This window comes from Sphingomonas ginsenosidivorax (assembly GCF_007995065.1).
GTDB lineage: Bacteria > Pseudomonadota > Alphaproteobacteria > Sphingomonadales > Sphingomonadaceae > Sphingomonas > Sphingomonas ginsenosidivorax.
The window spans coordinates 1,070,073-1,090,691 of sequence record NZ_VOQR01000001.1 but is presented as its reverse complement, the minus strand read 5'-3'; the positions used below and the strand labels follow the sequence as shown (position 1 = coordinate 1,090,691).

Genomic DNA, 20,619 nt, shown 5'->3' with positions numbered 1-20,619 from the left:
TCGTCCGGTGGTCCTGCAATCCGTCCCGGACATCGTCAACGCGGTCGGGAAGCGTAGGGGGCGCGCCTGCATCGGGCCTGCATCGATTGCCGTCGCCGCGGTGGCCGGGCTAGGGATGGGACGCACAGGGGACAGGTTTCATGGAAACGATCGGGCACGACCTGCGGGAAATGCAGCGGGTGCCGCTGCAGCCATCGCACATTGCCGCGATCCGGGCGGCGGGGACGCGCACGCACTATCGCAAGGGAGCGATGCTGGCCGAGATCGGCGCTCCGGCCGACCGCTTCGTCTATGTCGAAGACGGCGAGATCGAGGTCGTCAACCCGTTCACGGGCGACCGGCTGGTGCCTTCGACGCTGGGCCCCACCCAGTTCATGAGCGAGATCTCGCTGCTGTCGGGCGGCACGTGGTCGCTGCCGATGCGCGCCGCGAGCGACACGACCGTCGTCGAGGTACCGCGATCCGCGATGCTCCGCCTGATGGCGGCGATACCGGAGATGTCGGACATCGTCATCACGGTCCTGGCGGCACGCCGTCGACGGCAGCTGGATTCCGGCGACGGCATGCTCGTGCTGGTCGGCGAGGACGAGGACAGGGCCGTCAGGAAAGTCGCCGAGTTCGCCGCGCGCAACCGCCTGCCCTACCGCTCCTACGCGCTCGGCAGCGCCGAGGCCGCGCATGTCGCGAGCAGTTGCGGCACCGCGCCGCGAGAGCCCGTCGTGGTGTTCGGCCGCGACGTGGTGGTGAGCGATCCGACGCCCGAAAAGGTGGCGCGGCTGCTCGGACTCGACCAGGACGTTCCCGAGGACGAGGCCTTCGACGTACTGATCGTCGGCGCCGGGCCCGCCGGCGTGTCAGCCGGCGTCTATGCGGGAGCCGAAGGGTTGCGCGCGCTGGTCGTCGACGAGACCGCGATCGGCGGCCAGGCCGGCACGTCCAGCCGGATAGAGAATTACATGGGCTTTCCCACCGGCGTCTCCGGCGCCGACCTCGTGTGGCGCGGCGAGGTCCAGGCCATGAAGTTCGGAACGCGCTTCGTCATGCCCCGGCGCATCGAATCGCTGGAGCGGCTCGATGACGGCGCCTTTTGTGCGACCTTCGCCAACGGTCGTCGGGTGCTCGCCGCCTCGGTGGTGGTCGCCACCGGCGTCCAGTACAGACGCCTGCCGATCGCACGCCTCGCCGAGTTCGAGGGCGCGGGCATCTATTATGCAGCGACCGAGAACGAGGCCCGCTTCTGCCGGGATACGGAGGTGCTGGTCATCGGCGGCGGCAATTCGGCCGGGCAGGCGGCGATGTTCCTCAGCCGCACGGCGCGGCACGTCCGCTTGCTGGTTCGCGGCGACACCCTCGCCTCGTCCATGTCCAGCTATCTGTCGAGCCGGCTCGAGGCCGATCCCGCGATCACCATCGAATACGGGGCCCATGCCGTCGCGCTTCATGGCGGGGACAGCCTGGAGGCGGTGACGATACGCAACGCCGACGGCGACCGCATCGTGGCAAGCTGCGCGGTGTTCGTGATGGTCGGCGCAGCACCCAATACCGGCTGGCTTTCCGAACTGGTCGCTCTCGACGCCAAGGGCTTCGTGCTCACCAGCGAAGCGGCTGGCGCCGTGTCACCCTTCGCCACATCGTGCGCCGGCATCTACGCCGTCGGCGACGTCCGCGCCGGATCGGTGAAACGCGTCGCGTCCTCGGTCGGGGAAGGGTCCGTCGTCATCTCCAACGTGTGGGAGCATGTGCGCAACTTGGATCGTTCCTGATTGCACGCTGCCTCCAACGTCGGCAGCCCCAGACGTATTTCAATCGATTGCGAAGCGTCTGTTTCGTCCGTACGTGATCCCAAACGCCGCAAGACGGCGCAGCCATGGAGGGTGAGAGGTGGATCGAATGGACAGGACCGAAACGGCAATCCGGTCTGTAGCCATCATTGGCGGCGGCACTGCCGGTTGGATGACGGCGGCGGCGCTGGCGCACGCACTCGGGACGCGGTGTCCGATCACGCTTGTCGAGTCGGACGACATCGGCACCGTGGGTGTCGGCGAAGCGACGATCCCCCCGATCAAGTTGTTCAACGATACGCTCGGCATCGCCGAGGCCGATTTCCTCCGTGAAACCCGGGGGACGTTCAAGCTCGGGATCGAATTCGTCGACTGGGCGAAGATCGGGCATCGGTATTTCCATCCCTTCGGCACGTTCGGCAAACCCTTCGACCTGGTGGCCGTGCATCAGCACTGGCTTGCCGCGCGCGACGCCGGATCGTCGATACCGCTGGACGACCTGTCGATGGCCTGGGGTGCGGCCAGCCGGGGTCGGTTCGCCGCGCCGATGGCGGATCAACGCAGCGTCGCCTCGACCTTCGACTATGCCTATCATTTCGACGCCGGCCTCTACGCGCGGTTTCTGCGCAATTATGCCGAGGCGCGCGGCGTCGTGCGCATCGAGGGCAAGGTCGGCGACGTGGCGCTTCACGGCGATACCGGCCATGTCGCCGGCGTCACCCTGCAGGACGGACGACGGATCGAAGCCGATCTGTTCGTCGATTGCTCGGGGTTTCGTGGCCTGCTGATCGAGGGCGCACTCGCCACCGGTTACGAGGACTGGACGCATTGGTTGCCATGCGACCGCGCCGTCGCGGTGCCGTGCGTAACCGGCGGTGACGGCCTCACGCCCTATACCCGCTCCACGGCGCGTGCCGCGGGCTGGCAATGGCGCATCCCGCTGCAGCACCGCACCGGCAACGGCTATGTCTATTGCAGTCGCCACATCTCCGATGACGAGGCGACCGCGACCGTCCTGGCGAACCTCGACGGCGAGGCGCTTGCCGAGCCCAGATTGCTGCGATTCACGACGGGTCGCCGCCGCCTGTTCTGGAACCGGAACGTGGTTGCGATCGGGCTTTCGAGCGGTTTCATGGAGCCGCTCGAATCCACCAGTATCCATCTGATCCAGACCGGCATCGCCAAGCTGCTCGCCTATTTCCCGACGCGTGACTTCGACCCGTTGATCATCGACGAGTACAACCGTGTCGCGATCACCGAGTATGAGCGGATTCGCGATTTCCTGATACTGCATTACAAGCTGACCCGGCGGGACGATGCCCCGCTCTGGCGGGAATGCGCCGCGATGCCGATCCCCGAGACGCTCGCGCTGAAGATCGCGCATTTCCAGCGCGGTGGCCGGCTGATCGCCCGCGATATGGATCTGTTCGGTCCGGCCAGCTGGCTTGCCGTCCATATCGGCCAGCTGAACGATCCCGGCTTTGGCGACCCACTGCTCGACACGGCGACCGGCGGGAGAACGAGCACGGTGTTCGTCGACCGGCTCGCCGATGCGATCGCGAAGATGGCCGAGTCCATGCCGTCCCACAGCGATTATCTCACCCGCATCGGCGCGAGCGCGATACCCCGCCAAAAATAAGACAATTGGCCCCGCAATCCATTGCATCTTCGCTTGCAAACGATTGTTGCGGTGGTATGGAGGTGTCGTAGCCTCCGGAGCGGGGCGACTCAGGAGGGTTTGCTATGAAGATGAGGTTTTTGCTTGCCTGCACGTCGCCGATCGCGATGCTTGCGGCGTTCCCCGCGTTTGCTGCCCAGACCGGCCCGGCAGATCCCCAGTCGACCAACTCCACGGCGCAGCCCGTCGCGACCGGCGCCGACCAGGTCAGCCAGGCCGGGGACATCCCCGACGCCGCGGCGCAGAGCGAAGATATCGTCGTGACCGCGACCACCGGCGAACGATCGCGGTTCCGCAGTTCGATCTCGGTGTCGCAGATCAGCCAGGAAGCCATCCAGAACTTCACGCCGCGTTCGGAAGCGGAGGTCCTGCGCAACATCCCTGGCCTTCAGCCCTCCGACACCGCGGGCCCGGGCGGTAACGCCAACATCGGCGTGCGCGGCATCCCGGTGTCGACCGGCGGATCCGAATATGTCGCGCTGCAGGAAGACGGGCTGCCCGTCGTGCTGTTCGGCGACATGAACTTCGGCAACAACGACTATTGGCTGCGCTTCGACCAGAACGTCCAGCGCGTCGAAGCGGTGCGCGGCGGCTCGGCGTCGACCTTCTCCAGCCAGGCGCCCGGCGCCGTCGTCAACTATCTCAGCAAGACCGGCGACAAGGCTGGCGGGCAGGTCGCGTACAGCAACGGCCTGGGCTACCGCGAGCACCGCGTCGACTTCGACTATGGTGCGCCGATCAACGACACCTTGCGCTTCCATGTCGGCGGCTACGCGCGCAACGGCGGCGGCCTGACCAACGAGAAATTCAACATCCTGCGCGGCTATCAGATCAAGGGGAACATCACCAAGGATCTGCCCGACAACCGGGGGTTCATCCGCCTGAACTTCAAGCGGCTCGACGAACAGGCGCCGACCAACACGACGACGCCCTCGCTCGCCCGGTACAACGGCACGAAGATCACCGGCTTCTCGCCACTGCCGACCTTCGACGGCCGCGACGGGTCGTCCTACTCGATCTACAACCGCAGCTTCCAGTATCTCGATTATGACGGCCGCGGGGTGAAGAACGCCGAGGTGCAGGGCATCCACCCGCGCGTCACCGGCATCGGCGCGCAGTTCCATTACGACCTGACCGACAACCTGACGATCGACAACAGCATCCGCTATCAGTGGATCAAGGGCAATTTCACCACCCAGTTCATCAACGTGGCGCCGCGTACCGGTGCAGGCGGCGTCATCGGCTCGACGGTCAACGGCAGCACGGTCGGCTCGCTCCGCTATGCAGCGGGTCCGAACGTCGGACAGGTCTATACCGGGGCGTACGTAAACAATAACCCGAACATCAATACGTTGATGAAGAACATGAACAACTTCGCCAACAACCTGACGTTGAACGGCAAGTTCGAAGTCGGACCCGGCAAGGCGACCGTCACGGCCGGCGTGTTCGTGATGAAGCAGAACATCGTCCAGGACTGGCACGTCAACCGTCAGTACAGCGAACTCAACGGCGAGAATGCCGTCCCCCTCGATCTCTTCTCGACGACCGGCACGCAGCTGACGGCCGCCGGCCAGGCCGGGTTCAACGACAATTGGGGCAGCTGCTGCGCTCGCCGGGTCGATCTCACCTATACCGACGCGGCACCCTTCCTGCAGGTCGGCTACGAGGTCGGCGGTCTGAACCTCGACGCCAGTGTCCGCTACGACAGCGTTCACGGCGAAGGCACGGCACAGGGCGGCGTCGCCGGCCCGGTTACCCGTGTCGCGGATGCGCTGGGATCCGCGCTGATTCCGTCGCTGGTGCTCAGCCCGACGGTCGAGAATATCGACTATACCGATCATTATTTCAGCTGGTCGCTGGGTGCGCTCTACGCCTTCAACACGAACACGAGCATTTTCGCACGGGCCAGCCGCGGTGGACGCTTCAATGCCGACCGCCGCGTCTTGTCGGGCAACTTCAACGCCGACGGTTCGCTCAACCAGCAAGGGCAGTCGACCTCGGTCAACTTCCTCAACCAGCAGGAGATCGGGCTCAAGCAGCGTGGCGAGGTGCTCGGCGGCTCCTATTCGGTGGAAGTCACCGGCTTCCGCTCGACGCTGACCGAGAATAACTACGACTTCACGCGGATCAGCCTGCCTGCCCCGAACAATGATCCGAACATCTCGAACGGGTATCGTTCCTACGGCATCGAGTTCACCAGCCGTGTCACGGCCGGCAACTTCCACCTCGCCGCGGACGCCACCTATTCGAGTTCGAAGATTACGAGCAGCGGCACCGCCGCTCTGGTCGGCAACCGCCCGGGTGGCCTGCCCAAGTTCCTGTTCGTGGTGTCGCCGTCCTATGATGCGGGGATCGTGGCCTTCGGCGTCAGCGTCAACGGCCAGACCAGCACCAAGTCGGACGATTTCAATCTCTACACGATCAAGGGCTCGACCTTCGTCAACGGCTTCCTCACCGTGCGACCGGTCGAGCGCATCGAACTGGGATTGAATGTCAACAATCTGTTCGACAAGCTCGGTTTCCGTGGTGGCGGCAGCCTGAACCCGATCCTTTCGTCGAACAGCGCGGTGTTCAGCAACACCGCCCTGTACGGACGCACGGTCACCGGGTCGGTCCGGTATCGCTTCTAGGTCCCCCTGGATGGAGCGTCTCCCCCCTTGCGCTCCATCCCTTTTTTTTGGGTACCCAACGCGGTAGGGCTGACGGCATGACGATTTCAAAGTCGACCGTGCCCGTTCGTACCCTTGTCGACCTCGCCCGGCTCGCCGGCGTTCACCCGGGCACCGTATCGCGAGCCCTTGCGGGCAAGACCGTCGTCAACGACGAGACGCGTCAGCGCATCGAAGCGCTTGCGATCGAGCATAATTTCCAGCCGAACCTGATGGCCCGCCGGCTGCGGACCCAGCGGACCGGCGTGATCGGCATCGCCGTCCCGCTCGGCCATGAACGGCGTCAGCACGTGTCCGATCCGTTCTTCCTGACCTTGTTCGGTCATCTGGCCGATGCGCTTACCGAACGTGGCTATGACGTGATGCTCTCGCGCATCATCCCCGATGCCGAGGACTGGCTGAGCCGGGTCGTGCATTCCGGCATGGTCGACGGGGTCCTGCTGATCGGCCAGTCGGACCAGTTCGACGTCATCGAGGCGGTGGCCGAGAACTATCGTCCGCTGGTCGTCTGGGGAAGCCATGTGCCGGGCCAGCGCCATTGCGCGATCGGCGTTGACAATTTCGCCGGAGGCCGTCTGCTCGGCGAGCGGTTGATCGCACAGGGCGCGACCCGTATCGCCTTCATGGGCGAGATCCGGACGCTGGAGATCACGGAACGCTATCGTGGTCTGTGTGCAGCCGCGGAGTCCGCCGGCACCCCTCCCCCGATCCAGCTCGACACGCACATGGCATCGGACGTGATGGGCGAGGAAATCGCCGCCAACCTGGATCGCGTGACCGGCAAGATCGACGCGATCGCCTGCGCGTCCGACGTCATCGCGCGGCGGACGATCGGCACGCTCGCCGAGCGCGGACTGTCCGTGCCCGGAGACCTTCGCGTCACCGGGTTCGACGATCTCCCCTTCACCGCGCAGATGGTGCCGTCGATAACCACCGTCCGCCAGGACCTGGAGATCGGCAGCGCGGCGATGATCGATGCGCTCTTCGCGCGGATCGCGGGCGAGACCGCGCCCTCCGTCGAGATGACGCCGCGCCTGATCGTCCGCGACAGCGCCTAGGGCGCTGCCTCGAACACGAAGGCCGCACCGACGAAATCGCCCTTGAGCGGTGCGCGGATACCCTGCGTCATCCAGTATTGCCCGCTCGCGACGGCGGGGACACCCGCCGGCAGCGGAGTACCGCCCAGCATGCGAACCGAATAGCGCCGCTCCGCCGCCAGGCCCAGTGGCAGGATCGCACCGGGATTGTCGCGCCACATCGACGAATGCAGCATCTGGAACAGCACGGCCTGGCGCTGGTCGCGGGCGACGTACATCGTCGCCGATGTCGACGCCGACGCATCGGGGCTGATCAGCCGGTAGAGCCGCCCGCGCTGTACGGTCGGCCGGATCCCCTTGTAGGCCGCGATCCACTTGGACGCCGTGGCGAAATCCTCCGCCTGCCATTTGATCAGGTTGGCGCCGATCCCCAGTCCGCCCTGCATCGCCGAGAGGAACCGATAGTCCAGCGTGGTGACGCGGGTGTTCGCCCAGTTGGGACTGTCGGTCACCCAGGCCATCATCGTCGCCGGTGCATAGGCGCGGGTGAACCCGTCCTGGATCGCCAACCGGTCGGACGGGTCGGTATTGTCCGAGGTCCACACCTCGTCGACGCGCGCCATCATGCCCAGATCGACGCGTCCGCCTCCGCCGGCACAGCCTTCGATCTCGAGCGCGGGATGCCGGCGACGCAAGGTGTCGAGGATCGAATACAGGTTGCGGACATAGTCGACATACAGGCGCTGCTGGTCCTCCGGGGCCTGCTCCGCCCAGCCGGGTTCGGTCCAGCGGCGGTTCACGTCCCATTTGAGGAACGCGATGTCGTTCTCCGTCACCAGGCGGTCGAGCCAGGCGAGGACGTGATCGCGCACGTCCTGGCGAGCCAGGTTCAGCACCAGCTGGTTACGCGCCTCGGTCCGCGGGCGTCCCGGGAAGCTGACGACCCAGTCGGGATGCTTGCGATAGAGATCGCTGTCCGGGTTGACCGATTCCGGCTCGACCCACAGCCCGAAATCCATTCCCAGCGACTTCACCTTGTCGATCAGCGGTTTCAGCCCGTTGGGGAACTTGCGCGGATTGACCGTCCAGTCGCCCAGGCCCGCACGGTTGCTGTCGCGTGCCCCGAACCAGCCGTCATCGACCACGAACCGCTCGGCGCCGATCTTGGCAGCCTTCTCGGCCAGCGCCATCTGTCCGGCCTCGGTCACGTCGAACGCGGTCGCCTCCCAGCTGTTGTAGAGCACGGGACGCAGCTTGGCGCGGGCGTGGTCGGGCAGGATGTGCGCCATCTGGAAGTCGTGGAAGGTTCGCGACGCACCGCCCATGCCGTGATCGGAATAGCCGGCGTAGAAGACCGGGGTGTCCAGCGTCTCGCCGGGTTTCAGCCGCCAGGCGAAGTCATAGGGGTTGTAGCCGGCACCGACGCGCACGCGGCCGAGCACGTCCTGCGCGACGCTGATCCGGAACGATCCCGACCAGGCCAGCGCGCCGAACCAGACCGGACCGCTCTCCTCCGCGGTCTTGCCGTTGCGGCCGATCGCGAACCACGGATTGTTGCCATGCCCCGTCAGACCGCGCCGGCTTTCGATCGCGGTCAGCGCGGGGGTTACGGGCGTCTCTTTCAGCGTCCATTCCGCGGCGTGACGTCCGGTCAGGTAGCTGAGCCGGTAATCGTCGCCGCTGGGCAGCGTGAACACCGCCGCCGCCAACTGGTCCACGCGCATCGGACGCTTGCCGCCGTTACGGATCGTCGCCGAGCGCGCCAGTATCCCCGTATCGGGATCGATCGTGTACCGCAGCGTGACGAAGAACGGCTGTACGATATCGGCCAGTTCGACGATCAGCGTCTCGCCATCGACGCGGTGGCTGCGATATTTGAGGACGAGGTCGCGATTGCCGTCCGCGAACGCGACCTTGACCCCGGGCTCGGTGACGAGCCCCTCCCCCTGCCCCGGAAATTCCTGCGCTGTCACGCTCGGTGCGGGATCGAAACTCGACGGCTCGGCGACGGGCGGCGGGACGAGCGGATCGCCGTCCGGCAGCGGCGCGCCCCAATGGATGGGACGCAGATAGCCCTTGTCGTCGACGCCCAGCGCATAGCTGACGCCCGACCCGTCGAGCCGGAACACTCGCGAACCCGGCGCCGCGGTCACCTTGGCCGACGCCGGCATCGCGAGCGCGACGAGCGGCAAGCATAGCAGGGCCCGTCGCATCATCGTCCCATCTCCACATTCGCCACGTCGCCCTGGAGCGTCAGCCGGAACCAGGGCGCAGCCGTCCCCCCGAAATGCGCGCGTCTGGTCCCTGCATCGTCGAGCGCCGCGCCGTTCAGGCCCCAGAAATCGACGAAACTGATGACCTCCAGCTCGCCCGTCACCCACCAGCAATAGGCCTGGTACGGCTCTTCGGCCGGATTGCCCGCAACCAGGCCGGAGCCGTTCAGAGCACGCCACGGCCCCGCCATGCTCGACGCGACCATGCCGTACAGCCCGGTCGGTGCCGCGATGCCGTCCGCGAAGCGCTTCCGCTGCGTCGACCAGAACAAGTAGTATTGCGCGTCGTGAACCACGATATGCGGCCGTTCGAGCTCGCTGTTGACCCCGATCGATTCGACGAGCGGTGGGACCAGCGTCCAGTTAGCTTCCTCGACAGCGCGTCGCGCGGCACCGACGACCCCGTCATGCACGTCGGCGACCCAGCCGGCCGATCCGCTGAAAAGCAGATATTCGGCGCCGTCGGCAGGATCGCGGAAATAGCCGGGATCGCGAAAGCCCTTGATGCGCCCGTCGACGGCGTCGGCCTGGTTGGCGCGCAGGTAGGTCGCGCCGTCTGCCGCGATCGATTCCACCGGTTCGCTCCATTCACCGACCCGGCCCGAGTCGAAGCGTCCGCGCGTTTCGAACAGTCGCTGTTCGAACGTCCGTGCTTCGCCACGCCGCCCGGATGCGGTGAAATACATCGTCAGGGTCACGCCGTCCTCGTCCAGCACGGCAGAGCCCGACCATTCGCGGCTGCCCGGGGCGAAGTCGTCGGGGAACGTCGTCCCGTGATCGCGCCAGCCGTCCGCGCCGTGGCTGGTCAGGCGGATACGCGCGGCATCGTGTCGATCCTCGGGATCGTCGAACCGCGGCGTGGCGAGAAAGAACCACCAGCTGCGCCCGTCGACATAGGCAGTCCGGCCGTCGGCATAGGCGATTTGCCACATGTCCCACAGGTCATGGTCCACGACGATCGGAACGACGTCGCGCACGGTAATGACCGGCAAGGCTGATCCGGGCTGGTGCGCGGCCTGTCGCGCTTGCTCCGCGCTCCAGTGGGTCGGCCGCGTAGCGTCGGTGCTGGAAACGGATACGATAGTGGCAACGGTCATGATTAGTGTGTCTCCAGCGCGAAGAGCGCGACGCTTTCGGCTTTCATCGCCGGCATCGGCAGGCCTGCCTGTGCGAGCCAGTCCCCGTCGAACAGGACGCCGTCCCCGCGCATCGCACCGAACAGCGCGGCGTCGGGCGCCGGATGGCCGTCCTCGGTGGCAAGATCGAGCAGGCGCACCCGGAGCGATCCGGCCCCGGCAAGCGGCGGCAGCGTCACCGCCGGCGGATGCCGGAAGGTCGTCGGATCGACCCGCGTCACGCTCAGCAGCAGAGCACCGGGCTCGCCGTGCATCTGCCAGACGAGGCCGTCCGGCCCTTCCCCCAGCCAGACCTTGCCGGAATGGAACTGCGCGCGCAGCTGCTTGTAGCGCGCGATCGCGTCGGAAAGCACCGCGTTCTCCCGCTCCGACAATGCGGCGGGGTCCAGTTCCACGCCCAGGTGGCCGGGCAGCGCGACCGCCGCACGGAACGCCATGCCCTGCCGCCGCCCGGTCGAATGCGCCGGGCTGGCGCCGACATGGCTGCCCATCATTTCCGCCGGCATGAAATGGAGAAATCCGCGCTGCATCCGCACCCGGCTGACCGCATCGATACAGTCGCTCGTCCAGAACCGGTGCGTATGCGCGGCTATGCCCGCGTCGATCCGGCCCCCGCCGCCTGCGCAGGCCTCGATTTCCAGCGCAGGATGCGCAGCCCGCAACCGCTCGAACAGTGCATAGGCGCCCGCGACCTGTGCGTGATAGCCGGCATGGCCTTGCGCACCGCCCGCGGGGGCGAGGTCGCGGTTGTGATCCCATTTGAGATACGCGATCGGCAGATCGCACAGCAGCCGGTCGATCGCCTCGAAGAGATAGTCGCGAACCGCCGGCCGACGCAGATCGAGCACCAGCTGATGGCGGGAGGTCAGCTGTGGCACGCCATCGACCTGCAACGCCCAGTCGGGATGCGCGCGCGCCAGGTCGCTGTCCGGATTGACCATCTCGGGCTCGACCCACAGCCCGAACGACATGCCGAGCGCGACGACATGACGTGCGAGCGGGCCAAGGCCGTCGGGATATTTGGCGCTGTCGGTCACCCAGTCGCCAAGTGCCGCCGTGTCGTCGTCGCGGCCCTTGAACCAGCCGTCGTCGAGCACGAAGCGCTCCACGCCCAGCGCCGCCGACCGATCGGCCAGCGCCATGAGTGCCGCCTCGTCATGGTCGAAATAAAAGCCTTCCCAGCTGTTCACATGCACCGCGCGGGGCGGCATTCCGGTACCGGGCCAGGGCGCCCGTGCACGGATCGCGCCGTGGAAGGCCTGGATCGCGCCGTTCAGTCCCGCCGAGGAACATGCCGCCAGCATCTCGGGCGTATCGTAGCGCGCACCCGGCGACAGACGACATTCGCCGGGGGCGAGCGCCTCGCCCATCTGCAGCGTCCAGAAACCATCGTCATCCCGCTCGACCGACAACCGGTGATTGCCCGACCACGCGAGTTGCGCCGCATGGACGCGCCCGGCATGCCATCCTGTGTCGGGGCCCATGACGAACACGCCCGGCGGTCCCGCATGGCCCGTCAGTCCGCGGCGGTTGTCCCGAACCCAGCCCTGCGCGGGCATCGGTTCCAGTTGGGGCACGAACTCGGCATTGTGGCGTCCGGTGAAGCTGCGGATGCCCGCACAATCGGCCGGCAGCGGCAGCGTGCCCGCCGCCAGCCAATCGATGTCGAGCACGTCGTCACCATCGTTCGTGACCGACGCCGACAGCGTCGCGACGTCACCCTGCACCGTGATCCGCTGGACCAACGTCACCTTCGCGGCGCGATCGACGAGCGTGACCTCGATCAAACCGTCGCCCTCGTCGATCGAGGCCGTCTCGAACCATTGGGCGAAATTCCGCCCCGCACGATGCGCCCGCAAGGCGGGCGATCCGAACCAGCCCGTCCCGAACGCGGGCGCCACGGTCAGTGGCTGGTCCACATCCGGCGAGAAGGATGCGGCGGGTCGGCTGTCGACGAGCGACGGCAGCGCCCCGGCATCGACCCGCGGTCCCCACCAGCGCCAGGCCGGCGGCGCGCTCCCGCGGGGTTCCAGCACCAGGCTCGTCGTCGGCCCCTGCAGCGCGATCATCATGCGCCGACACCCACCGACAGACCCTGAGCGTCACGCTCGCGCACGCTCCAGACGGCGGCTGCGGCCGCGAACATCAGGACCCCGCACAAGGTCAGGACATTGCGGGGATCGCCACCCAGGAGCCGGTCGTAGAACAGCCACATCGTGCCGGAAAAGATCAGCATCGGAATCACGATCATCATGTTGAAGATACCCATGTAAACGCCCGTCCGTTCGGCCGGGATCGATCCCGCCAGTATGACGTAGGGGTTGCCCATCATGCTGCCCCAGCCGATGCCGATGCCGATCGCGGGCAGGAACAGCATCCATTTGTCGGCGACATGCGGCAACCAGAGCATACCCAGCCCGGCAAGGACGAGGCATCCGGCATGCAGGCTTGCCGCCCCGAAGCGCTTCGCCAGCGGCACCATCGCGAAGGCCGCGACGAAGGCGACGCCGTTGTAGAACGCCGCCATCTCGCCGTTCGCCAGCACCGCGGAATGAAAGCCCGACGAGGTCGGCAGGCTGGTGTGATAGACCGACCGACCGATCGAGTAGATCACGTACGCCCAGTAGGCGGCCATCGCGTACCATTGGAACAGGCTCATCAGTGCGAGCTTGCGCATCGCGACCGGCATGGCGCGGATAGCCGATCCGATCTCGCGTAATACCGCACCGAAATCCTTCGGTGTCGTCGCGATCCTGGCCTTGTCTTCAGCCGAGAGCGGCAGTTCGGGGACCCGCCGGATCGACCACAGGATCGTCGAGAAGCTCAGGACCGCGCCGACCATGAAGGCGACCCGCGCGGTGTAGGGAATGTTGTGCGTATCGACCCAGTCCTGGTTCATGCCCGCCCACACCAGCAACGACGGTGTGAGGAACGCGAACATCTGCGCCAGCCCCGTGAACGCGCTCTGGGTCAGGAACCCGATCTGGTGCTGGTCCGCGTTGAGCCGATCGGCGACATAGGCGCGATAGGGCTCCATCGTGATGTTGTTGCCGGCATCGAGGATCCACAGGATCGATACCGCCATCAGCAGCGACGAACTGAGCGGCATGAAGAACAGGCCGGCAGCGCAGAGCAAGGCGCCAAGCAGGAAATAGGGCGTCCGCCGTCCCCAGCGACTGTCGGTGCGATCGCTCATCGCGCCGATCAGCGGCTGCACGAGCAGACCGGTCACGGGTCCTGCGAGTTGAAGCAGCGGCAGCGCCGCCTCCGACGCGCCGAGATACCCGTAGATCGGCGCCATGTTGCCCTGTTGCAGGCCGAACGAGAACTGCAGGCCCAGGAAGCCGAGGTTCATCTCGAGAATTCGTGAGAGCGACAATCGGGGCTTCGAACCGGACGGGTGCATCAATGATCCTCACTCGCTGACACTCGTCTGCGCGAGCTGAGACCGTTCATAGCATCCAGACAAACAAGCGCAACAATCGATTGCGATAATCGAGCTCAGCGATCGATCGGAGTGTTGGATCGCCACGGAGTTGCCGACCTGCACCGGCGCCGGCGTCCCGTCTGCCCATGAACAAAAGGCCGGATATCACGGCGATAGCCTGAGATTGGGCAACGTGCTTCGGTCGATCGACGGAGCAATCCCGAACGCCGGAACACGATCAGCGGGATGGAAACCCGTGCCCCCGCCCCGTCGTGCACCGGACACCGACTCTACCCAGGAAAGTCGGCGTCCGCCGTTCGGAATCGTCGCGCGGACTACACGATCGTCGGCGTGATCCCGCCATCGACTCGCAACGCGGCGCCGTTGGTCGCCGCCGCCAATGGACTCGCGACATAGGCGACCATGCTGGCGACTTCGTCGGGCTCGATCATCCGCTGGATGAGCGAAGTCGGGCGGTCCCTGGCGAAGAACTCGCGTTCGATCGCCGCATCCGATTGCAAGGCATCGCTCGCCACGCTCTTGAGGAAACTCACGATTCCCTCGGACCGGGTCGTGCCCGGCATCACCGTGTTCACGGTAACGTTGGTGCCCTTGGTCAGGGCCGCGAGCCCCCGCGAGATGGCGAGCTGCGCGGTCTTGGTCATCCCGTAATGGATCATGTCGGACGGGATCATCACGGCGGACTCGCTCGAGATGAAGATGATCCGCCCCCAGTCCCGCGCCAGCATGCCCGGGAAATAGGCGCGGGCGAGCCGGGCGCCCGACAGCACGTTCACCTCGAAGAAGCGGCGCCAGTCGTCGTCGGTGATCTCGGCAAACGGCTTGGATTCGTAGATGCCGAGATTGTTGACGAGGATATCGACCGCAGGAAGCGCGGCAACGAGCGCCGCCGCACCCTCTGCGGTCGCCGCGTCGGCGAGGATTGCGTGCGCCGCGCCGACATCCGCGGCGGCGGCGTCGAGCTTCGCCCGGTCACGCCCGCAGATAGTGACCTCGACGCCCTCGGCGGCGAGTTGGCGGGCAATCTCCAGTCCGATGCCAGCGGTCGAACCGGTGACGAGCGCACTCTTGCCGCGAAGTTTCAGGTCCATGGGGATGTCCTCGATTATCCAGTGTCGGTCGAGCCATGAAATAAGCCTGCTGTCCGCGCTTGATAATCGGCCCGCCCGGCGCTTTACCTGTGAAGCAGTTTCACAGGTGGCCAATGGATAACCGAGCGGGCGAGATGCAGGTGTTCCTGCGCGTGGTGGATACCGGCAGCTTCTCGGAAGCGGCGCGGGCGCTGCGGATGACCCCGTCGACGGTCAGCAAGCTGATCGCGCGGATCGAGGCGCGGATCGGGGTCCGCCTGATCGAGCGATCGACGCGGCGGCTGTCGCTGACCGCCGAGGGACAGGTCTATTACGAACGTGGCCAGGTCATGCTGGCGGACCTCGACGATCTCGACCGCCAACTGACGCAAGGCGCGGCAAGCCCGGGCGGCACGGTCCGGATGACCGCATCGGTCGGCTTCGGCACGCTCGGGATCGAGCCGCTGCTGCCCGCCTTCTGGCAACTCTATCCCGACATCGTCGTCGATCTGTCGCTGTCGGACGATATCGTCGACCTGTATCTCGACCGGACCGATATCGCGTTTCGCATCGGCCATCTGCCGGACTCGTCGTTGATCGCGCACAATCTCGGCACCGCCCGCCGCGTCATCGTGGCGTCGCCCGACTATCTCGCGCGACGCGGCACTCCGGTCACGTTCGCCGATCTGGCTAACCACGACTGTCTGGGGTTCAACTTCCGCCGGACGATCACGTCATGGCCGATCGCAGAGGGCGGCCGGATCGTCGAGCGCGCGGTGCGGGGATCGCTGATTGCCAACAACGGCGAGACGGTCCGGCGCATGGCGATCGCAGGCGTCGGGCTCGCCCGCCTCGCCGACTTCCACGTCCGGTCCGACCTGGCCGCCGGACGCCTGGTCGAGGTCCTGCCCGGCCCCTCCGCAGGCGATGCGGAAAGCGTGCACGCACTCTCCGTCGGTGCGCGCGAACTCCCGCGCAGGGTCCGTGCCTTTCTCGATTTCGCCGTCCCCCGCCTGCGCGCCTTCGTGCAAGGCTCGGGGACCTGAACGCGCCTCAGTCCGCCGTACCGAGTACCCGGATGATCCGCCGGTCCGCGATCAGCCTGAACAGCAGTGCAGGCGTTCCCTGCGTATTCCTGATTTCAATGCGGCTGCCCGCGACTGGCACTACAGGATTGCGACCTTTGATCGCGGACTAAGGCGCTGCCAGACGTCGCCGCGGAAATTGAGGCCCGTCCGGACGCGTAGATCTCTTTGGGAAGGCCCGACGGATCGACCATGACCGCGTAGACGCCGGGTACTCGGAAAAGCGGAAAATTCCGGTCGCATGACTGTTGAGACTGCAGATCCCCCAAAAGGGGCAGGCGCGGTCACCATTTGACACGAACTCGCAATGTCTCGCAGGTGACGTCCCGAGGAGACGAGTTTGGCCGAGGTTACGATTGCCGGGCTTACCAAGCGGTTCGGGGATAGCATCGCGTTGCATCCGACCGATCTGGTCGTCGAGGATGGCGAGTTCCTCGTGCTCGTCGGCCCATCGGGCTGCGGCAAGTCGACCCTGCTGCGGATGATCGCGGGGCTCGAGGCGCCGAGTGCCGGGCGCGTGTCGATCGGCGGGCTCGACGTCACCGATGCGGCGCCGTCCGAGCGCGGGGTGGCGATGGTGTTCCAGTCCTACGCGCTCTACCCGCAGATGACGGTCGCCCAGAACATCGCGTTTCCGCTGACGGTCGCGGGCGTGCCCAAGCGGGAGATCGCCGATCGCGTCGCCGCCGTCGCCGCGATGCTGGACCTTGCCCCGCTGCTCGACCGGCGGCCCCGCGCGCTGTCGGGGGGTCAGCGCCAGCGCGTGTCGATCGCGCGCGCGGTGGTGCGCCGCCCCCGCGTGCTGCTGCTCGACGAACCGCTGTCCAACCTCGACACGACGCTGCGGGCGCGGATGCGGCACGAGTTCGCGCGGCTCCACCAGCAGCTCGGCAGCACGATGATCTACGTCACCCACGACCAGCTCGAGGCGATGACGCTCGCCAACCGTATCGTCGTGATGAGCGAGGGCCGCGTCGAGCAGATCGGCGCACCGCTCGACGTCTATCGCCGCCCCGCCAGCCTCGCGGTCGCCGCCGCGATCGGCTCGCCGGGGATGAACCTGCTGCCCGTGACGATCGTCGCGTGCGACGCGGACGGTGCAGTCGTGCAACTACCGGGCGGCACCGCCGTCCGCACGACCGCGCGTGTTCCCGCCGACGCGATCGGCGGGCCGGCGACGTTCGGGATTCGGCCGGAGCATCTCTCGCCCGCCGAGGACGGCGCGTTCGCGGGCGCGGTCGAGCTGCTCGAGCGTCTGGGCCCGCTGTCCTTCGCGCATCTCGGCGCGCAAGGCGCCGTCGGCACGATCGTGGCGCAATTGCCCGGCGACCGTGCGGTGACGCTCGGCGAGACGCTGCGGTTCGCGGTACCCGCCACCGACACCCACCTGTTCCGCCCCGACGGCCGTGTCTATCCCTTGATACTGCCGCCGAGCAGCCCGGTCAGGTAATAACGCTGCAGCGCGAGGAACAGCAGCAGCACGGGCATCGTCGTCACCACCGCTGCCGCCATCATCAGTTCGCCGTCGGCGGCGTGCTCGCGCGCGATCGCGGCGACCGCGACGGGCAGCGTATACAGATGCTGGTCGGCGAGCACGATCAGCGGCCACAGGAAGTCGTTCCAGCTCCCCAGGAACAGGAACAGCGCCAGAGTCACGACGATCGGCGTCAGCAGCGGCAGCACGATGCTGCGGAAGATCCGGGCCTCGCTGGCCCCGTCGATCCGCGCCGCGTCGAGCATCTCGTCGGGGATCGCGAGCGTCGCCTGGCGCACGAACAGGATCGCGAAGATGCCGGCGAGGCTCGGCAGGATGACGCCGGCATAGCTGTTGACCAGCCCCAGTTCCTTGAAGATCAGGAACAACGGCAGCATCGCGACCTGCCCCGGTACCACCAGCGACGCGATCAGCAGCTGCAGCCCTCGCTCGCGCCCGCGAAAGCGCAGCTTGGCAAAGGCATAGCCCGCCGGCACCGTCAGCAGCAGCCCGAGCGCGGTCGACACCGCGGCGACACCGATGCTGTTCACCAGCGCCGGCACGATCCGGTAATCGAACCACGCGCCGTCGAACTGTCGCCGGACGAGCAGTTCGTGGTAATTCTCCAGGCTCCAGCGCGACGGCCATAACGGCGTCGGCAGCGTCGTCGATTCGCCGCGCGGCATGAACGATACCACGACCATATAGGCGAGCGGCGCGATCGTCAGCGCGGTGATGAGCGCCGCCGCGGCGGTCGATACGATCGTGCGCATCCGCCTCACAGCCATTCGTGCCGCCTCCCGATCCGCGTCTGGATGATCGTCACCGCCAGGATCATCAGGAACAGGATGAACGCGACCGCGTTCGCCTGCCCCAGGTTCCACCATTTGAAGCCTTCGTCGAACATGAAGTACAGCACCGTCGTCGTGCTCTGCGCAGGCCCGCCGAGCGTCATCACATAGGGTTCGGCGAAGATCTGCAGGAAGCCCGCCACGCTCATGACCGTCGCCAGCAGAAGCGTCGGCCCGATCGCCGGCAGCGTGACGTGGCGGAACCGGCCCCAGCGCGACGCACCGTCGAGCCGCGCCGCCTCCATCAGATCGACCGGAACCGCCGACAGCGCCGCGGTGAAGACGATCATGTTGTAGCCGAAGATCTTCCACGTGACGAAGATCAGGATGGCGGGGATCGAGGTGTGCGGATCGCCCAGCCAGTCGATCGGCGCCACGCCGACCGCACCCAGCGCACGGTTGATCAGGCCGAAACGCTGGTTGAACAGGAACCGCCACACCACCGCGGTCGCGACGATGCTGGTGACGTACGGCGCGAACAGCAGCACGCGCCACAGCGGCTTCCATCGCACCGTCGCGTCGTTCAACAGCAGCGCGACGAACAGCGACGTACCGATCGCCATCGGCACGCCGAGCACGGCGAACAGCATGGTGTTGCCGAGCGCTCGCCAGAACAGCGGCGTCGACAACAGGTCGACGAAATTGCCGAGCCCGACGAACTCCAGGTTCGACCAGTCGGCGAGCGCGTAGATCGAATAGTCGGTAACCGACAATGCCAGCGCGAGCGCCGTCGGCAGCACGAAGACGAGCGCGATGATCGCGAGCACCGGCGCCGAGAACAGCCAGCCGGTCCGCTCCTGCCGCGTCACAGGATCGTCCCCGCCTCGACCAGCGCGCGGCGCTTCGCGAGCAGGCGATCGACCCGCGCGTCGAGCGCGGCGAGCGCCGCGTCGAGCGTCTGCACGCCGCGGACCACGCGTTCGGCGGCAAGCTGGATCTCGGCCTGGATGCGTTCCCACTCGATCACGCGCGGCGCCGACGCGGGCTGCCACATCTGCGCCGCGAACGGGCGCAGGACCGGGTCGGCAAGCTGCGGCGAACGCCACGCCCCCATCCGCGCGGGCAGGTTGCCGATCAGCCGCTGATAGTCGAGCTCGCTGGGGGCCGATGTCAGGTGCCGGACCAGCGCCCAGGCCTCGCGCGGGCGCTTGGTCTGGGTCGAGACGCACAGGCTGGAACTGAGCCCGGAGACAGGGCCGATGCCGTGCGGCCCCGCGAGCCGCGCGGTCGCCCAGCGGTCGCGCGGAATGATGTCGGCGCGTCGCGCGAAATCCTTCAACGTCGTCGGCCCGCTCGGCCAGATCGCGCAATAGCCCGTCGCGAACGCTGCGACCGGATCCTGGATTTCGGTCGACAGCGCCATCGGTGCGTATCCGTCGGCATAGAGCGAAGCGTAATAGGCAAAGGCGGCGCGTGCCTCTGGCGTCTGGAAATTGCCCCGCGTGTCGCGATCGCGCAGCATCGTCGATCCCGCCTGCGACAGCATCGTGATCAGCGCCGTCGGCCAGTTGAGCAGCATCAGGAACACATAGTCGTCGGGCCGCCGCCGCTTGATCGCGCGCGCCATCCGACGCCAGCCGTCCCAGTCCTCGGGCGGCGTGTCGTAGCCCGCGGCGGCAAGGATATCGCGACGATAGAATTGCACCTGCGGCGCGACCGACCAGGGCACCGCATAGTCGCGCCCGCCCACCTGGGTCGATGCGAGCACGCCGGGAAACATGTCGGCGACGAGCGCTGGCGATGGCACCGTCGCGATCGCGCCGATCGTCGCGAACTCCTGGACCCAGCCGTTGAACAGCATCAGCACGTCGGGCAGCGCGCCGCCGGCAAACGCGGTCAGCAGCTTCTCGTGGCTCGCGGTGGTCGGCAGCGACTGGACGTCGACGTCGATCCCCGTCGCGGCGGTGAACGCGGGCATCAGGTGCGGCGAATAATCCCCCTCCCAGCTCATCGCCCATAACGACAGCGGCGCGTCCGATCCTCGTCGACTGGCGCAGCCGGCCAGACCCAGCGCGGGCAGCAGCCCCAGCGCGGCCCGCCGCGTCCATTCGGTCGTCCCCTCTCCCATCGACCCGACGATGCCGCATCATTCGGCGGCGCACCACCCGTCGGGCGAT

The 20,619-nt window shown here is 66.9% G+C and carries 14 protein-coding genes; 6 read left to right on the top strand and 8 right to left on the bottom strand.

What is annotated here, in order from left to right; translation table 11 throughout:
* The first annotated feature begins 140 nt into the window (after nucleotides 1–140).
* From FSB78_RS04845 to FSB78_RS04830, 4 genes are all read left to right on the top strand, one after another.
* Nucleotides 141–1,763 (top strand): FAD-dependent oxidoreductase, encoded by a 1,623-nt coding sequence (locus FSB78_RS04845; RefSeq protein ID WP_147080444.1) that lies wholly within the window; start codon nucleotides 141–143, stop codon nucleotides 1,761–1,763.
* Nucleotides 1,764–1,890: 127 nt separating this feature from the next.
* Nucleotides 1,891–3,420 (top strand): tryptophan halogenase family protein, encoded by a 1,530-nt coding sequence (locus tag FSB78_RS04840; RefSeq protein WP_147080442.1) that lies wholly within the window; start codon nucleotides 1,891–1,893, stop codon nucleotides 3,418–3,420.
* Between the two features lie 104 nt (nucleotides 3,421–3,524).
* A complete protein-coding gene (locus tag FSB78_RS04835; protein WP_242008029.1) occupies nucleotides 3,525–6,089 on the top strand; it encodes a TonB-dependent receptor domain-containing protein in 2,565 nt (854 codons plus the stop codon).
* A 77-nt stretch (nucleotides 6,090–6,166) separates the two neighbouring features.
* Complete coding sequence (locus FSB78_RS04830) at nucleotides 6,167–7,186, top strand: LacI family DNA-binding transcriptional regulator (protein WP_147080440.1); 1,020 nt, start codon at nucleotides 6,167–6,169, stop codon at nucleotides 7,184–7,186.
* Here the strand turns inward: FSB78_RS04830 and FSB78_RS04825 are convergent.
* The 5 genes from FSB78_RS04825 to FSB78_RS04805 all read right to left on the bottom strand — a co-directional run bounded on the left by FSB78_RS04825 (nucleotide 7,183) and on the right by FSB78_RS04805 (nucleotide 15,113).
* Complete coding sequence (locus FSB78_RS04825) at nucleotides 7,183–9,381, bottom strand: alpha-galactosidase (protein ID WP_242008027.1); 2,199 nt, start codon at nucleotides 9,379–9,381, stop codon at nucleotides 7,183–7,185. The genes FSB78_RS04830 and FSB78_RS04825 overlap by 4 nt on opposite strands.
* Nucleotides 9,378–10,535, bottom strand: coding sequence for a glycoside hydrolase family 68 protein (locus FSB78_RS04820; RefSeq protein ID WP_147080438.1), 1,158 nt, complete (start codon nucleotides 10,533–10,535; stop codon nucleotides 9,378–9,380). Before FSB78_RS04820 ends, FSB78_RS04825 begins: the two co-directional genes overlap by 4 nt.
* Before the next feature lie 2 nt (nucleotides 10,536–10,537).
* Nucleotides 10,538–12,646: an alpha-galactosidase gene (locus FSB78_RS04815; protein ID WP_147080436.1), complete on the bottom strand. Its 2,109-nt coding sequence runs from the start codon at nucleotides 12,644–12,646 to the stop codon at nucleotides 10,538–10,540.
* Nucleotides 12,643–13,929 (bottom strand): MFS transporter, encoded by a 1,287-nt coding sequence (locus tag FSB78_RS04810; RefSeq protein WP_147080434.1) that lies wholly within the window; start codon nucleotides 13,927–13,929, stop codon nucleotides 12,643–12,645. Before FSB78_RS04810 ends, FSB78_RS04815 begins: the two co-directional genes overlap by 4 nt.
* 407 nt (nucleotides 13,930–14,336) lie before the next feature.
* Nucleotides 14,337–15,113 carry an SDR family NAD(P)-dependent oxidoreductase gene (locus FSB78_RS04805; RefSeq protein ID WP_147080432.1) on the bottom strand — a complete coding sequence of 259 codons (777 nt, stop codon included), beginning with the start codon at nucleotides 15,111–15,113 and terminating at the stop codon, nucleotides 14,337–14,339.
* A gap of 113 nt (nucleotides 15,114–15,226) precedes the next feature.
* Between FSB78_RS04805 and FSB78_RS04800 the strand changes: the two genes are divergently transcribed.
* Nucleotides 15,227–16,138, top strand: coding sequence for a LysR family transcriptional regulator (locus tag FSB78_RS04800; RefSeq protein WP_147080430.1), 912 nt, complete (start codon nucleotides 15,227–15,229; stop codon nucleotides 16,136–16,138).
* 379 nt (nucleotides 16,139–16,517) lie between these two features.
* Nucleotides 16,518–17,627 (top strand): ABC transporter ATP-binding protein, encoded by a 1,110-nt coding sequence (locus tag FSB78_RS19625; protein ID WP_147080428.1) that lies wholly within the window; start codon nucleotides 16,518–16,520, stop codon nucleotides 17,625–17,627.
* Here FSB78_RS19625 and FSB78_RS04790 read toward each other — a convergent pair.
* The 3 genes from FSB78_RS04790 to FSB78_RS04780 are packed head-to-tail and all read right to left on the bottom strand — an operon-like array spanning nucleotide 17,588 to nucleotide 20,570.
* Nucleotides 17,588–18,424, bottom strand: coding sequence for a carbohydrate ABC transporter permease (locus FSB78_RS04790; RefSeq protein ID WP_242008024.1), 837 nt, complete (start codon nucleotides 18,422–18,424; stop codon nucleotides 17,588–17,590). The two genes, FSB78_RS19625 and FSB78_RS04790, sit on opposite strands and share 40 nt — an antisense overlap.
* Nucleotides 18,425–18,429: 5 nt before the next feature.
* Entirely contained in the window at nucleotides 18,430–19,311 is an 882-nt protein-coding gene (locus FSB78_RS04785; RefSeq protein WP_147080426.1) for a carbohydrate ABC transporter permease, read from the bottom strand.
* Nucleotides 19,308–20,570, bottom strand: coding sequence for an extracellular solute-binding protein (locus tag FSB78_RS04780; protein WP_147080424.1), 1,263 nt, complete (start codon nucleotides 20,568–20,570; stop codon nucleotides 19,308–19,310). The genes FSB78_RS04785 and FSB78_RS04780 overlap by 4 nt, the downstream gene beginning before the upstream one ends.
* Nucleotides 20,571–20,619 lie beyond the last annotated feature (49 nt).

Bases quoted from the DNA above. Each gene is read 5' to 3' on its own strand.
- FSB78_RS04780 (WP_147080424.1), bottom strand. From the start codon at position 20,570: ATGGGAGAGGGGACGACCGAATGGACGCGGCGGGCCGCGCTGGGGCTG.
- FSB78_RS04800 (WP_147080430.1), top strand. From the start codon at position 15,227: ATGGATAACCGAGCGGGCGAGATGCAGGTGTTCCTGCGCGTGGTGGAT.
- FSB78_RS04830 (WP_147080440.1), top strand. From the start codon at position 6,167: ATGACGATTTCAAAGTCGACCGTGCCCGTTCGTACCCTTGTCGACCTC.
- FSB78_RS04790 (WP_242008024.1), bottom strand. From the start codon at position 18,424: ATGCGCACGATCGTATCGACCGCCGCGGCGGCGCTCATCACCGCGCTG.
- FSB78_RS04820 (WP_147080438.1), bottom strand. From the start codon at position 10,535: ATGACCGTTGCCACTATCGTATCCGTTTCCAGCACCGACGCTACGCGG.
- FSB78_RS04840 (WP_147080442.1), top strand. From the start codon at position 1,891: ATGGACAGGACCGAAACGGCAATCCGGTCTGTAGCCATCATTGGCGGC.
- FSB78_RS04815 (WP_147080436.1), bottom strand. From the start codon at position 12,646: ATGATGATCGCGCTGCAGGGGCCGACGACGAGCCTGGTGCTGGAACCC.
- FSB78_RS04805 (WP_147080432.1), bottom strand. From the start codon at position 15,113: ATGGACCTGAAACTTCGCGGCAAGAGTGCGCTCGTCACCGGTTCGACC.
- FSB78_RS04845 (WP_147080444.1), top strand. From the start codon at position 141: ATGGAAACGATCGGGCACGACCTGCGGGAAATGCAGCGGGTGCCGCTG.
- FSB78_RS04825 (WP_242008027.1), bottom strand. From the start codon at position 9,381: ATGATGCGACGGGCCCTGCTATGCTTGCCGCTCGTCGCGCTCGCGATG.
- FSB78_RS04810 (WP_147080434.1), bottom strand. From the start codon at position 13,929: ATGAACCTCGGCTTCCTGGGCCTGCAGTTCTCGTTCGGCCTGCAACAG.
- FSB78_RS04835 (WP_242008029.1), top strand. From the start codon at position 3,525: ATGAAGATGAGGTTTTTGCTTGCCTGCACGTCGCCGATCGCGATGCTT.